9 protein-coding genes and 1 pseudogene are annotated in these 14,459 nt (G+C 66.7%); all 10 read right to left on the reverse strand.

The features are described 5' to 3' along the window. A pseudogene (locus QO207_RS28345) lies at nt 1-213 on the reverse strand (urocanate hydratase); the annotation flags it as partial. A 384-nt stretch (nt 214-597) separates the two neighbouring features. Further along, nucleotides 598-1,341: a histidine utilization repressor gene (gene hutC / locus QO207_RS28350; protein ID WP_301535580.1), complete on the reverse strand. Its 744-nt coding sequence runs from the start codon at nt 1,339-1,341 to the stop codon at nt 598-600. Between the two features lie 309 nt (nt 1,342-1,650). Continuing rightward, the gene (gene recJ / locus QO207_RS28355; protein WP_301535581.1) at nt 1,651-3,366 is read right to left on the reverse strand and encodes a single-stranded-DNA-specific exonuclease RecJ; all 1,716 of its coding nucleotides are present in this window, start codon (nt 3,364-3,366) and stop codon (nt 1,651-1,653) included. 67 nt (nt 3,367-3,433) lie between these two features. After that, the gene (locus QO207_RS28360) at nt 3,434-3,973 is read right to left on the reverse strand and encodes a YaeQ family protein (protein ID WP_301535582.1); all 540 of its coding nucleotides are present in this window, start codon (nt 3,971-3,973) and stop codon (nt 3,434-3,436) included. A gap of 61 nt (nt 3,974-4,034) precedes the next feature. Further along, nucleotides 4,035-5,213: a diguanylate cyclase gene (locus tag QO207_RS28365; protein WP_301535583.1), complete on the reverse strand. Its 1,179-nt coding sequence runs from the start codon at nt 5,211-5,213 to the stop codon at nt 4,035-4,037. A 248-nt stretch (nt 5,214-5,461) separates the two neighbouring features. After that, a complete protein-coding gene (locus tag QO207_RS28370; protein WP_301535611.1) occupies nt 5,462-5,959 on the reverse strand; it encodes a rhomboid family intramembrane serine protease in 498 nt (165 codons plus the stop codon). A 50-nt stretch (nt 5,960-6,009) separates the two neighbouring features. Further along, nucleotides 6,010-11,259 (reverse strand): DNA repair ATPase, encoded by a 5,250-nt coding sequence (locus tag QO207_RS28375; protein ID WP_301535584.1) that lies wholly within the window; start codon nt 11,257-11,259, stop codon nt 6,010-6,012. Nucleotides 11,260-11,348: 89 nt separating this feature from the next. Further along, on the reverse strand, nt 11,349-11,588 hold the full coding sequence (locus QO207_RS28380; protein ID WP_301535585.1) for a hypothetical protein: 240 nt from the start codon (nt 11,586-11,588) through the stop codon (nt 11,349-11,351). A 120-nt stretch (nt 11,589-11,708) separates the two neighbouring features. After that, on the reverse strand, nt 11,709-13,736 hold the full coding sequence (locus tag QO207_RS28385; RefSeq protein ID WP_301535612.1) for a flotillin family protein: 2,028 nt from the start codon (nt 13,734-13,736) through the stop codon (nt 11,709-11,711). A gap of 57 nt (nt 13,737-13,793) precedes the next feature. Then, entirely contained in the window at nt 13,794-14,438 is a 645-nt protein-coding gene (locus QO207_RS28390; RefSeq protein WP_301535586.1) for an OB-fold-containig protein, read from the reverse strand. Nucleotides 14,439-14,459: the final 21 nt, after the last annotated feature.

Here is a 14,459-nt window from a genome sequence, read left to right on the forward strand (position 1 = left end):
GGTCGCGACGATCTTGTCGTAGCACTCCCAGTTGCGCGCGGCGCGGCCGATGCCGCCATACACCACCAGCTCCTTGGGGTTCTCGGCGACTTCCGGGTCGAGGTTGTTCATCAGCATGCGCAGCGGCGCTTCGGTCAGCCAGCTCTTGGCATTCAATTGGGTGCCGCGCGGGGCACGGATTTCGACGTCGCGGTAACGGTTGGTGGAACTCATCGGGTCTTCCTCGTTGCGGATGGCGGCGCCACGGATTTGCCGGAAGCCATCCCGGCGTGGCGGAAACTGGTGGCAGAGGACCCCTTGGTCACCTGCTGTCACCTGATATGTATATGGCCTTATATCATCCTGTATATACAAGCTAATGCAAAGTGAAGGCCAGAACCTGCCGGCGCATCGCGTGGGCCATCCGAGAAAGGGAATAAGGTCTTTTATTTCAAATAGATAAAATTTCCGCGAACGGTTCGGAAGGAAGCGTCACGGCGTGCCGACTACGAACGAACCGGCGGAAGGAAAAGGTGAAAAAGTAACAGCGTGGTGCGCGAAGGTAACAAAGCGGTGCAGCCGGAGCGGAAAATCCGCCCCGCCAGGACGAAGGAAAAGCTATTGCCCGAAGCGGCCTTCGAGACGATAGCGCGACCCCGGATAGACCAGGCGCGCGGCCCCCACCTGCCCCTTCGCCGACCAGGTACGCCGGCGAATCAGCAGGCAGGCATCGCCACGCTTGATGCGCAGCAGCTTGCAGTCCGCGGCCTCGGCATTGATCGCCTCGACCACGTGCTCGCCTTCGGTCAGCGGCGCCAGCTGGATCAGGTAGGCATAGGGCGTGATGCGGGTGAAGTCCTGCTGCAGGTACTCCGGCGCCACTTCGGCGTTGACGAAGCGCTCCTCCAGCTGCACCGGCACCTCGTTCTCGTAGTGCACCACCACCGAGTGGAAGATGCGGCTGACGTTCTCCAGATCGAATGGCATCGCCAGCTGCGCGCCGTCGGCGAGCGGTTCGAGCAGCACCACCTCACAACGATGCTCATGGCCACGGGCGGTGATTTCTTCGGCGATGTTGTGGATCTCGAAGAGCGCTGCGTGGCCCTTCTGCTCCGCCACGAATGTGCCGACGCCTTGCAGGCGCACCAGCACACCCTCGATGGTCAGCTCGCGCAGGGCACGGTTGATGGTCATCCGACTCACCCCCAGCAGGGCGAACAGTTCGCTCTCCGAGGGCAGCTTGGAGTTGGGCTTCCACACGCCGTTGCGGATCTGCTGCAGGATGATTTCCTTGACCCGCGCATACAGGGGCGCCGGGGTTTCCAGCGCGAAGGCGGCCAGGGAGGAATGATCTTGTGACACGGCAGCTCCTGAATCGGCGGGTGGCGGGCTAGGCGCCAGTTTACCCGCCACCGTGTCTGCCGCCTACGCGCGGTAGCCGCGAAGCCGAATCACCGGCTACAGGAGTGCAGCGTCTGCAGGGCGCATGACGCGCCAGCGTTATCCGCCAGCCGAATAACCTGTTCCAGGTTATTCGCCCTACAGTCTGATGACCGGCCCGAGCACAGAACCCTCCTGTAGGAGCGAGCTTGCTCGCGAACAGCCTCCGCTGCGGGGACCGGGTTCGCGAGCAAGCTCGCTCCTACAAAAAGCAGGTCAGCGCCAGTCGGCTCAACGCGGGGCGATATGCGCCACCATCAACTGCACCGTCTCGTTGCCGCGGAACTCGTTGACGTCCAGCTTGTAGGCCACTTCCGCCCAGCGCACGGTGGGGTTGGGCCAGATTTCGCGGTCGATGTTGAAGGCGATGGCGTCCAGTTGCAGCGAGCCGCATTCGGTCTTCAGCACCAGCTTCAGGTGACGCTCGCCGACCACGCGCTGCTGGACGATCTGGAAGATGCCGTGGAACAGCGGCTCGGGGAAATGCTGGCCCCAGGGCCCGGCCTGGCGCAGGGCGCGGGCCAGCTCCAGATGGAACTCCTCGGCGCCGAGCTGGCCGTCGGAGAGCAGGCGGCCGGTGAGGTCCTCTTCGTCCAGCTGGCGGCGCACTTCGGCATCGAAGGCGGCGGCGAAGGCGCCGAAGTTCTCCTGCGGCAGCGACAGGCCGGCGGCCATGGCGTGGCCGCCGAACTTGCTGATCAGCCCGGAGTGGCGCGCCGCCACGGCGTCCAGCGCATCGCGGATATGGAAGCCCGGCACCGACCGCGCCGAGCCCTTGAGCGTGCCGTCGCCGGCATCGGCGAAGGCGATGGTCGGGCGGTGGTAACGCTCCTTCAGGCGCGAGGCGAGGATGCCGATCACGCCCTGGTGCCATTCCGGGTCGAACAGGCAGAGGCCGAAGGGCATCTCCTCCACCGGCAGTTCCTTCAGCTGGGCCAGCGCCTCGCGCTGCATGCCCTGCTCGATGGCCTTGCGGTCCTGGTTGAGCTGGTCGAGCTGCACCGCCATGTCGCGGGCAACGGCCTCGTCCTCGCAGAGCAGCAGCTCGATCCCCAGGGACATGTCGTCCAGGCGGCCGGCAGCGTTCAGGCGCGGGCCGAGGATGAAGCCGAGGTCCGTGGAGGTGATCCGCCGGCAATCGCGCCCGGCGACTTCCAGCAGCGCACGCAGGCCCGGACGGGCGCGGCCGGCGCGGATGCGCGCGAGGCCCTGGTGCACCAGGATGCGGTTGTTGGCGTCCAGCGGCACCACGTCGGCGACGCTGCCCAGGGACACCAGGTCGAGCAGTTCGGCGAGGTTCGGCTCGGCGATGCCGCGCGCCGCGAACCAGCCGCGCTCACGCAGGCGGGCGCGCAGGGCAAGCATCACATAGAAGATCACGCCAACGCCGGCCATGGCCTTGCTGGGGAAGTCGCAGCCGGGCTGGTTCGGGTTGACGATGGCGTCGGCGGCGGGCAGTTCCGCCCCCGGCAGGTGGTGGTCGGTGACCAGCACGCGCAGGCCGGCGGCCTTGGCGGCGGCAACGCCGTCGATGCTGGAGATGCCGTTGTCCACGGTGACCAGCAGTTCCGGGCCCTTCTCCAGCGCCACGGCGACGATTTCCGGGGTCAGGCCGTAGCCGTACTCGAAGCGGTTGGGCACCAGGTAGTCGACCCAGGCGGCGCCGAGCATGCGCAGCGCCAGCACACCGACGGTACTGGCGGTGGCGCCGTCGGCATCGAAGTCGCCGACGTAGAGAATCCGCTGGCCCTTCTCCAGCGCATCGACCAGCAGTTCCACCGCCGCATCCACGCCCTTGAGCTGCTGGTACGGGATCAGCCGCGCCAGGCCCTTGTCCAGCTCGTCGGCGCTCTGCACGCCACGGGCGGCGTAGAGGCGGGTCAGCAGCGGCGGCAGGTCGCCCAGGTTGGGCAGGGTGGGCGGGAGGGGACGGGCTTCGATGCGCATGGGTGTTCCAGTCGATTCAGTCAGGCGCCGATCCCGGCGCCCTGGTTACAGCAGGTATTGCGGGCTGTTAACGCTCGCCCATCAGCCATTCGACCTGCAGCTCGTGCTGGCCGCGCTCGTCGGTGACGAAGATGGTCCCTTCGCTGATCATCACGGTCCAGTTGATCGAGCGCGGCAGGTCGCGGGAGATTTCCTCCAGCGGCTCCTGGGGCACGGCAACGACGTTGAGGTTTTTCAGGTGGCGCACGCTGTCGAGCACCTTGGTGGTCCACACGCGCAGGTTGCCGTAGGCGACCAGGGTCAGCTTCTCGCAGCGGCGCGAGCACCAGGTCAGGCGGTCGGCGTCGGGCTGGCCGACTTCGATCCAGTGGAGTACGCGGTCGTCCAGGCTCTTTTCCCACAGCGAGGGTTCTTCCACGTCCGACAGGCCGCGGCCGAAGGCCAGCTGCTCGTTGTACCAGATGACGTAGGCGAGCAGGCGCACCGCCAGGCGCTCCTCGGTTTCCGAGGGGTGACGGGCGACGGTGAAGCGCAGGGTCTCGTAGACCCCACGGTCGAGGTCGGTCAGGCTGATATCGGCTTTGTAGGGCGTGGCGGACAGGGCCATGGGGGTTCCCGGCGAATTTTCGAAGGCGGCAAGTCTACCGCGAAAGCACCGGCTCGGCTGATCAACTGCGCGGACGTCGGTCGGTTCCCGGCTCCGGCGCGGCCAGTTCGATGCGGTTGCGCCCCTTGGCCTTGGCGGCGTAGAGCGCCTGGTCGGCCAGCGACAGCAGGCGCAGCAGGTCGTGCCCGGCCTCGCGGGTGGTAGCGATGCCGATGCTGACGCTGAGTTGGCCCTCGGCCATGAACGGCAGTTCGGCGAATTCGCGGCGCACCCGCTCGGCCACCTGGCAGGCGCCCTCGGTGTCGGCGGCCACCAGCAGGCAGGCGAATTCCTCGCCGCCGATGCGGGCAAACTGATCGTGCTTGCGCATCCGCGAGGCGGTGATGCGGCTGAACTCCACCAGCACGCGGTCGCCGGCAGGATGGCCGAAGGAATCGTTGAGGCGTTTGAAGTTGTCCAGGTCGCAGAGCAGCAGCGAAGCCTGCTCACCGCGCTCGGCACACAGGCGCAACAGGCGCTCGCCGGTTTCCATGAAGGCGCGGCGGTTGCCCACGCCGGTCAGCGGGTCGCTCAGGGCGGCGCTGCGGAACTGCAGTTCGGCGCGCTCCTTGACCATCGCCAGGGTGGCGAAGGCGATACCGATGGCGAACAGCATGGTCTCGAAGACCATGAAGGTGAAGAAGGTCGAGCCGGCGCCGTTGTTGCCCACGCTCTGGAACGGCATGCCACGGTCCACCACCAGGCGCACGCCGTAGACGAGGGTATGGAAGATCAGCAGCGCCAGGGTCGGGCGCAGTTCCACTTCCAGCTTGAGGCGGCTGCGCCAGAGTTCGGCAAGGGACGCCAGGCAATAGGCGATGGTGATCGCGGTGCTGACCAGCACCCGCGCCGCCAGCGACTCATAGAAGGCCGGGACCAGGCAGAGCACCGCCCAGAACGCCGCGCCCGCGCCGATCAGCGGCCAGTTCGGCTTGCGCCCGGCGAACACCCGCATGGCCGTCCAGGTCAGCGCCGAGCACAGGTGCAGGACGACGTTGCCGAGCAGGATCGCCACCCAGTCGATGCCCATGCCGCGCAAGGTGGCAAGGAAGGTGCCGATGGCACCCAGCAGCAGCGCGGCGCTCATGTAGCCCAGGGTGGGATCGCGGCGGCCGCTGTGCCAGGCGAAGGCCATCAGCACACCGACCAGGGTCAGTACATAGAGGTCGACGACAACCAGCGTCGGCAAATGCAACGTCATGCAGCCCCCTCGCCACCCGCCTGCGCGCATTCGCCGAGGAATGCCGCCAGAGCTACGGGCTGTGTGGAAGAGGACAAACGCATCAGGGTTTACCTGCCCGAAACCGGGCGAGCTGAAGTAGGAAGCATCTGAATGTAGCTACTCTACGCGCGCTCAGGGTCGGCGCAAAGCACCTCTGGCGGATGCCTGCCCGGCGGCTGAAGCCCCCTGCCCGCCTGCAGCCCGGAGACGCTGCGGACTCGCTGGCGTCAGGCCGGACGACGGGGCCTGCTCAGGTAGGCATACAACCCGCCGCAGAAGGCGCCCGCCAGGTGGTACTCGAAGGAAACGCCATCACGCGGCAGCAGGCCGAACAACCAGCCGCCGTAATAGAACAGCACCAGCGCCGCCACCAGCAGGTTCAGCCAGCTGCGCTGGAACCACGCCTGCACCAGCAGCAGCGCCCAGAGCCCGAACAGCCAGCCGCTGGCGCCGACGTGCAGCGCCGGGCGACCGACCAGCCAGACCAGCAGGCCGCTGCCAACAATGATGCAGGCGCTGGCGACAAGAAACGCGCGGATGCTGCCCAGCATCGCCAGCCAGCCGAGCACCAGCAGGCCCGGCAGGTTGCTCGCCAGGTGCGCCCAGCTGCCGTGCAGCCAGGGCGCCAGCAGAACCCCCAGCAGGCCGCTCAGGTGCCGCGGCAGCAAACCCCAGGCATTGAGCGCCTGCCCGCTCAGGCTGTTCAACACCTGTAGCAGGATCATCAGCCCGGCGATGACGGCCAGCAGCTTGAGACGCTGGCCAACCCAGCGACTCACGCCGGGTCGCTACCCGGCGCGGGAGCGGCGGGCGCGCCGAGCATTTCGCCAAGCTGGTTGAGGCGGCTGGAGATGTCGCTGATGCGGTGATGGGTGCGCAGGTCGACGTCGATCTTCTTGTCCATCACCTTGATCAGCGGCAGCACGCCGTTCTCCAGGCTGGCGGCCAGCCCTTCGAGCACTTCGCGCACGCCCTGCTGGGCCGGGGCGACCACTTCGATCTCCAGGTTGGCCGGTTTCTGCACCAGCTTCTCCAGCCCGGCCAGCAGTTCCTCCCAGGGCAGTTGCCCGGTTGGCTGCGCCTCGGGTTGCCGTGCCAGGTTGCGCACGCCCTCCACCAGGTCGTTGAGCTGGGCCACCACGCGGGCGCCGGTGTCGGCATCGCTGCCGCCCATGGACTTGTTGCGCAGGAAGTCGCGCTTGATCTGCGCCCAGCGCTCCCCCTGCTCGGCGCTCTGGTTGCCGCGCAGCTCGGCCAGCTTGAGCAGGTTTTCCTCGGCGCCGGTAGTCAGCAGCTGGGATTCGCCCTGGTAGTGGTCGGCCAGCAGTTGCAGCAGTTCGGCGTCGTTCATCACCGCGGAGATCTTTTCCGCCATCTTGTTCATGTTGCGGTAGCTGCCCTGCAGCTTGAACGGCGGCTCGGTGCGGTAGTGGTCGGCCTGGGCGGCACTGGCGATGTACTGCTGGTTGACCTTGAGCACCACGTCGCGCACCTGCATCAGGCGCTGCAGGGTGGTGGTGATCTCGTTGACCTCGGCGCCGCTGTAGCTGTGGCTCAGCTCGTTGGCGGAGAAGGGTTTGCCCTCGGCCTTGGCGACGAAGCGGTAGACGTCGGCCATGTCGCGGGTGGCCAGCGGCGCCAGCACCGGGTTCGACGTCAGGCCGTTCTCGATGTAGCTCAGGGCGAAGGCTTCCTGCATGCCGCCCAGGGTGTCGCCGAGGTTATAGATGTCGGCGCGGTTGGCCAGCATGTCGGGGATCTTGAAGACGTCGCCGGACTCGGTGTACGGGTTGCCGGACATCACTACGCAGAACTTCCTGCCGCGCATGTCGTAGGTCCGCGTGCGGCCTTTCCACACGCCCTCGATGCGCCGCGTGCCGTCGCACAGCGAGATGAACTTCTGCAGGAATTCCGGATGGGTGTGCTGGATGTCGTCGACATACAGCATCACGTTGTTGCCCATCTCCAGCGCCAGGTTGAGCTTCTCCAGTTCCTGCCGCGAAGTGGCGTCCGGCGCCTGGGCCGGGTCCAGCGAGCGCACTTCGTGGCCCAGCGCCGGGCCGTTGATCTTCATGAAGATCAGGCCGAGGCGGTGCGCCACGTATTCCATCAGCGTGGTCTTGCCGTAGCCGGGCGGCGAGATGAGCATCAGCAGGCCCATCAGGTCGGTGCGCTTGTTTTCCCCGGCGGTGCCCATCTGCTTGGCCAGGTTGTCGCCGATCACGCCCAGGTAGACATCGTTGATCAGCTTGTTGCGGACGAACGAGCTGAGCGGGCGCGGCTTGAATTCGGCCAGGCGCAGGGCCTCGCGCTCGCGACCGATGATGCCCTGGCGCAAAGCCTGGTAGCGCTGCAGGCCGGGCAGGAAGGCTTCGCGGTGCTGGCGCAGGCGCGCGGCGAAGTCATCCACTGCCAGCGACAGGCTGCGTTCCTGGATGCGCGGGTGCTCGCCCATCAGGTTGCTGACGACGAAACGCAGGTCGACTTCGCTGACGCGCCGCGGGAAATCCTCGGCCAGCAGCGACAGCGCCACCGCTTCGGGCAGGTAGTCGGCGAAGCCGGCGTACTCGCTCTCCGAGCACAGGCCGCGCAGCCAGTTGCCGGCCAGCGCCCATTGCGCCGCCGGGCGGCCCTGCAGGCGCGCCAGGGCCTGCTGGTAGTCGTCCCACATGCGCGCGCCCTGCAGGCGCAGCTTGAGCGCCTCCTGCAACTGCCGCGCGTATTTGCTGAAGGTGAACTCGATGCGCTCGGCGGCCAGTTCGCTGACCAGGTATTCGGCGGCTTCCTGCACGTCGGCCGGCGCCAGCCCCAGGGGTTCGCTGGCCAGGAAGCGGTCCAGGGTGCCAGCGATCTCGCGCTGCAGGTCGAGCAGGCCGGCACGCTGGCCGAACAGCTGCTGGATGTGCCGGCTGGTGCGCGCACGCTCCGGCCACTGGGCCGGGCCTTCGACTTCGCGCTGGAGGTCCCAGTACAACGCGGCAACAGCGCGCGGTAGCGGCGCGTGGCTCAGCAGGCCGGCGCTTTCGCGCAGCGGCAGGAGCTGCGCGATGATGGCCGCGGCATCGTGGTCATGGATGCCCTTCTCGTAGCCTTCCCTGTAGCGCGGGGCGGCGAAGTCGCGGATCACCCGGCTCAGTTCCTCGGGCTGCTGGAGCAGTTGGCGCAGGCCATCGAGGCTGAGGTTCTCGCGGCCCTCGGCGGCCGCATCGAGTACCTGCCCGGCGAGGTATTCGGCGCGGTACAGCTGCTCCGACTCGGACTCCAGGGACACCTGCCAGAACGCCTTGAGCCCTTCCAGCTCGGCATCGCGCAGGGGTTCGAGGAACTCGGTGCCGGTGAGGTGCAGGTACAGTTCGTCGCCGCGCGGCATCAGCGTCAGGTCCAGCTCCTGGGTGTTGACGCTGAAGCGGTGGCGCGGGCCGAGGCGGATGACGTTGCCACCCTCCTCGAACAGTTCGGTCTTGTCGCGCAGCGCGCGCACCGCCTGATCGCGGGCGCCCTTCAGGCGCGCCTCGACGTCATCGGCCTTGACGCTGTCCTTGAGCTCACGCAGGCGCTGGGCCAGTTCGCGCAGCTTGAGGATCAGCGGGTCGGCGGCGAAGAAGGCGTTCAGCTCTTCCGCCTGGGCGAACTTCGCGGTGCGTCGGGCGAGGCTTTCGAGAATGCGCCGGGCGGCGTCCAGCAGGCCCTGGGCCTTGCGCTGGCGCTCGTCGAGCAGGGACTGCTTGTGCGCCTCGAAGGTTTCCAGCAGTTCCTCGCGCTTGGCGAGGATGTCGCCGAGGAACTGCTCGTGGTCGCCGAAGCGGCTTTCCAGCTCCTCCAGCTGCACCAGCAGGCGCGACAGCTGCTCGTCGCAGCGCTCGGGGTCCTGCGCCTGGGCCAGGGCGTTGGTGATGCCCTGGCCGAACAGTTTGAACTGCGCACCGAACTGCGCCACCGTCTCGCTGGAGCCCAGGCCCTTGCGGCGCTGCTCGGCGCGGGCCTTGGCCTGGTTCAGGCGGGCGTAGATCTCGGAGATGGATTCGATGATGCGGGTGCGCTGGGTGGCGTCGTCGATCTGCAGCGAAGCCATCAGGCTCGACAGCATGTCGAGGTCGGCAGCCATGGCCTGCAAGGCCTGCAGCGGCTCGGCCAGTTGCGCCACGCTCTCGGCCTTCTGCGCCTGGGCGTCGAGCGCCTCCAGGCGGGTGACGAAGGGCTGCAGGGCCTGCTCGCTGGCGAGGAAGGTCGCGGTGGCCGCGGCGATGCGTTCCTGCGCCTGGAGCAGCTCGGCTTCCATGGCGTCGATGCGGACGACGTCGATGTAGCGGTAGTCGCGGATGGTCAGCAGCAGGCCGCGCTGGGCGGTGATGCCGTTGAGCGCGTCGACGAAGCTCTGCGCCTGGTCCCAGCTGTCCGGCAGCAGGCTGTCGAGGAGCGCCTTCTGCTTTTCCTCGGCGCCGACCATGGCCTGGTCGGACTGGCGGCGGATGCTCTCGACCTTCTCGTATTCGTCCAGCACCAGCTCGGCGGTGGCGGCCACTTCGCGCAGCAGCGGCGCAAGGCCGTCCAGCTGCTCGCTGCCCAGCCAGTGGTAGACGTCGAACAGGCGGCGGGTGTTCTGGCACAGCAGCGAGTAGCGCTGCACCGAGACCGCCGGGGTGTCGATCTCGCGGCACAGGTCGTAGAGGTCGGAAACCCCGCGCACCAATTCGGCATTGCCGATGCGCCCGAGGAAACCGCTGCGTGCCGGCTGGCGAGCGGCGTACTCCTCGGTGCAGAACGGCGTCTGCCAGACCTGCATCGGATGGATGCGCGTGGGCTCGTCGCCTTCGGCGGCGAAGATCACCATGCGCCCGTCCTCCAGGCGCGCGTAGCCATGGCCGAACAGCGGGTTCTGCAGCTGGCGATTGATCATGTTGTAGGTGAGCAGCACCGCCCTGCCCTGCTCGGGATGGTAGAAGACGTACTGCACGTCTTCGCCGTTGGGCGAGCGCACCGCGCGCTTGAAGCGCATGCCTTCCATGGACTGCTCGAAGGTCTTGTACTCGCCGCTCTGCAGGTAGTAGCCACCGGGGAAGATGATCCCGTGGTCCTCGGGCAACTGGACGCAGGCGAGGCCGATGGCGTCGATACGCTCGACCTTGCGGGTCAGGCCGTTGAACACCAGGTAGCGCCACTTTTCCTCGCGATACGGCAGCACCTTGAGCAGCACCAGGCTGCCCAGGCGGGCGAACTCGATCTGGGCGTCGTCGAGGGACTGGGTCTTGTCCAGCACCTCCTCGCGGTAGATACCCAGGCCGTCTTCGGTGTTGTTCTCGACCTTGATGGTGAGGTCGCCACCGATGGTCTCGACAAAGACCGTGTCGAGGATGTTCAGGTGCGGGAAGCGGCCCTGGACCACCATCTCGCGGGTGGCCTTCTTCCACTCGAAGTCGAACGGCGCCGGCAGCGCGATATCGCGCTCGCCGCGGTTGTCGATGTAGCGCACCTCGCGGCCATCGCTGGACAGGGACCAGCGGAACACGCGGATGTCGGTAATGCGCTCGCCGATCTGGAAACTCGCCAGCAGCTTGCCGTCGCGGATCGCCAGTTGCAGCAGGCGGGTGTTCTTGTAGTAGGTGTAGAGCTCGTTGAAGTCGTTGAGGAAGCCCTGGGCGGAGAGGAAGGAGCCCTCCAGCGGCACCGGCTCGGCCTCGTAACCTTCGCCCTCGGGCACCAGGCGATACAGCGAGAAGACATCGGCGACGCTGGTTTCCTTGCGCAGGCCGATGAACACGTTGTAGCCGAACAGCAGGCAATCACCGACCTGGACGATGTCGCGGGCGATGCAGTTGTTCTCGGTACGGATGCGCACCCGCCCGATGACATCCATGTGGCTGTCACCGAACTCCTCCAGGCGTTTCTGGTTCAGGCTCTCGGTGGTCTGCCGCAGGCGCTGGCCCTGGTCCAGCAGGCGTTTCTGCAACACCTCGTAGGCGCCGCCTTCGGCGACGGCCTTGTCCAGAACATCCTGTACGGGGGTTGCGGCTTGGGCATCCGACATCGTGGTCTTCCTGAATCTGCGCTGTCTGCAAGCGTGCCCCCGGCGCAAGCGGCGGGGACCTGGAGGTGGGGAACCTGGGGTGACGCCGATCAGGCGCCGATCTTGCGGGCGACCTCGGCGATCTTCTCGCGCATCGCCGGGTCGAGCTCATCGGGCTTGACCAGCGCGACGATCTTTTTCAGGACGCGGACCTCGTTGTCGTCGATCACGCCATCGCGCTCGGCGATCGCCAGCAGCGCGCCCAGCTCGTCGACATCCAGCCGGCCGTCATTGGCAAAACACTGGATGGAGCGGAAGGACAGTTCGAGGTAATCCCTGGATTCAGACATGACTGGTTCCCTGTGCAGTGACGAATCGGTGGGGCACGCCGCAGCGGTTCAGGCTGCGGCGAGCGATGGAGGGACGTGGTTCAGCTCGCGGAGCGACTGACGACCCTCTCAGGTGCAGGCTCAGGCTTCTTCGACGTTGCTCGCCGGGGCCGGTGCGACCACTGCGGGCTTGCCGTTGAGCAGGCGCGCGAGCACGTCCTGCACCACCGGGCTCTTGCCCACCACGCCTTCGATGGCCTTGCCCACCGAGAGCGACTTGGCGAAGGAGTTGAAGAAGTCGCCTTCGCCGCCGACGATCTCGATCTTCGCCTTGCCCAGCGCGGTGGCGAGCACCTCGGCCTGGTCCTTGGCGATGTCCTTGTTGGCGGCGATGGCGGCCATGGCCTCCTCGAAGCTCTTCTCCAGCTGCATGCGGAACTCTTCGTGCTGGCGTGCGCTGTCGCTCAGCGCATCCAGCGCGCCGAACTTCTTGCCCAGGCCCTCGGCCTCGGCGTTCAGGCGCTCCAGCAGGATTTCCGCTTCCGCCGAACCCAGGTCCTTGGTGGCCTTGGCCTTGGCGGCGCCGAGCTGTTCCTCGCCGCGCGCCTGGGCGCCGAGCTTCTCTTCCAGCACCTTGGCTTCGGCCAGGCCGTCCTTCTCTTTCGCAGCGGCGCTGGCTTCCAGCACACGGGCATCAGCCAGGCCTTTCTCCTGCTCGCCACGGGCCTCGGCAATAAGCTGCTCGGCGCGTACGCGGGCTTCGGCCAGGCCTTCCTTCTCTTTCGCCGCCGCAGTGACTTCCAGCACCCGCGCATCGGCCAGTCCGGGCGCGGCGCGCTCGGCCTCGATGCCTTCGGCCAGACGCTTCTTGGCTTCGGCGGTCTTGGCCGCGGCTTCCAGTTCGGCCTGGGCCAGGTTGTTGATTTCCACCGCCTTGTGCTTGGAGCGGGTCTCGTCGGCTTCGGCCTGCTTGACCTGACGCACCAGTTCCTGCTCGGCTTCGGCCTGGGCCTGCAGCACGATGACCTGCTTGGCGCGCTCGGCCTCGGAGATCTCGCGCACTTCCTTGATGCGTTCCTCTTCCTGGGCCACGGTCTTCTCGACGGCGACGCGGTCGCGGATCACGTTGGCGATGTTCTTGCGCTGTTCTTCCAGCGCCTTTTCCTTCTCGATGCGCTGCAGCTCGACTTCACGCTCGCGGGCGACGATCTCCAGGTCCTTGGCGCGGGTGACCTTCTCCACCTCGATCACCACGGCGCGCTGGCGGTTCTGCTGGGCCACTTCCACTTCGCGCTGGTGATTCTCGACGCGCACGTCGATTTCCTGCTGCGACTGGATGCGCGCCTGTTCGGCCTTGAGGCGTTCCTCTTCCTTGACCTTGGCGGTCTCGGCTTCCTCGCGGGCGCGGATGGTTTCGATCTCGCGCTTCTGCCGGGCCTCGGCGTCGGCCTGCTGGCGTTCCAGGGCCAGGGCGGCCTCGCGGGTCTCGACGTTCTTCTTCTGGATCGCCAGTTCCTCGTTGCGCTCCAGCTCGTTGGTGATCACGTTCTGCGCGGCGGTCAGTTCGGTGATCTTGCGGATGCCCTCGGCGTCGAGGATGTTGCTCGGGTCCAGGGAGCTCTTGGCGGTCTGCTCCAGGTAGTCGATGGCGACGTCTTCCAGCGCGTAGCCGTTCAGGTCGTTGCCGATCACCTCGATGATGCGGTCGCGGAAGTCCTGGCGGTTCTCGAACAGCTGGACGAAGTCGAACTGCTTGCCGACGGTCTTCAGCGCTTCGGAGAACTTGGCGTTGAACAGCTCGTTCACCGCCGCGCGGTCGGAGGCACGCTCCACGCCGATGGCCTTGGCCACCTTGAGCACGTCTTCCTGGGTCTCGTTGACGCGCAGGTAGAAGGCCACGGTGATGTCCGCGCGCATGTTGTCACGGCAGATCAGGCCGTCCTTGCCGCGGCGGTCGACTTCCAGGGTGATCAGGGAGATACGCATGTACTCCTTGAGGTGGATCACCGGGTAGACCAGCGCGCCGGTGAAATGCACCTTGGGCGTCGAGGACATGTCGTTGACGATCAGCGCGGTGCCCTGCGAGACCTTGATGTAGAAGGCCTTGAAGAGGGCCAGGATGCCGACCACGAACAGGACGACAAGGCCAAGCACGGTCAAGAAGGGCATCACCCACTCTATGTTGTTCATTGCGATCATTCTCCTTTGATGCAGAGGTGGGCCGGGTCAGATGCCCCGGAACTCGTCCTCGGTGATGACCCGATAGGCGTGCTGCGCCTCCAGGTATTCCAGTAATACGACACGGTCGCCGCGCTTGAGGCCCTTGGCCTCGTCGGTGCGAATCTTCAGGATCAGGCCGGCGCCGCCGTCCTCGAGCACCGCCTCGCCGTGCTCCAGGGTGACCCGACCACTGCGCACCACGGCGGTCTGGCCAAGCACGCTCTTGCTGGTGACGGCCTCGGCCTTGCGGAACAGCGGGCGCAACGGGCTGCAGATAGTCGCAGCCACCGGCAGCGACAGCGCCAGCGCCGCCACGGCGATCAGCAGGCCCAGCGGATAGCGCAGGATGCCCAGCGGCAGGTGGCTGAGCAGCAGGAGTTCGGCGAAATAGCTGAGGAACCAGGCGCTGGCAGCCAGCAGGCTGAGCACCAGGGTGACCGGCACACCGTTGAGCTTGAGCTTCGACAACAGGACGGCGATGCCCTCGGCGCTGCCGGAGCCGCCTTCGAGCAGCGAGTCGGCCTCGACGTCCAGCAGGTCGATATCGACCAGGCCGAACGCGACGATCGTCCAGTAGATGATCGCCAGGCACAGCAGGAAGCTGAACAGCACGGTGGGGAATGACAGTGCAGTCTGCAGGAAGATTTCCATCGCCTTTCTATCCCTGAAAAA

Origin of the sequence: Pseudomonas sp. CAN1 (assembly GCF_030462585.1) — a bacterium.
Lineage (GTDB): Bacteria > Pseudomonadota > Gammaproteobacteria > Pseudomonadales > Pseudomonadaceae > Pseudomonas.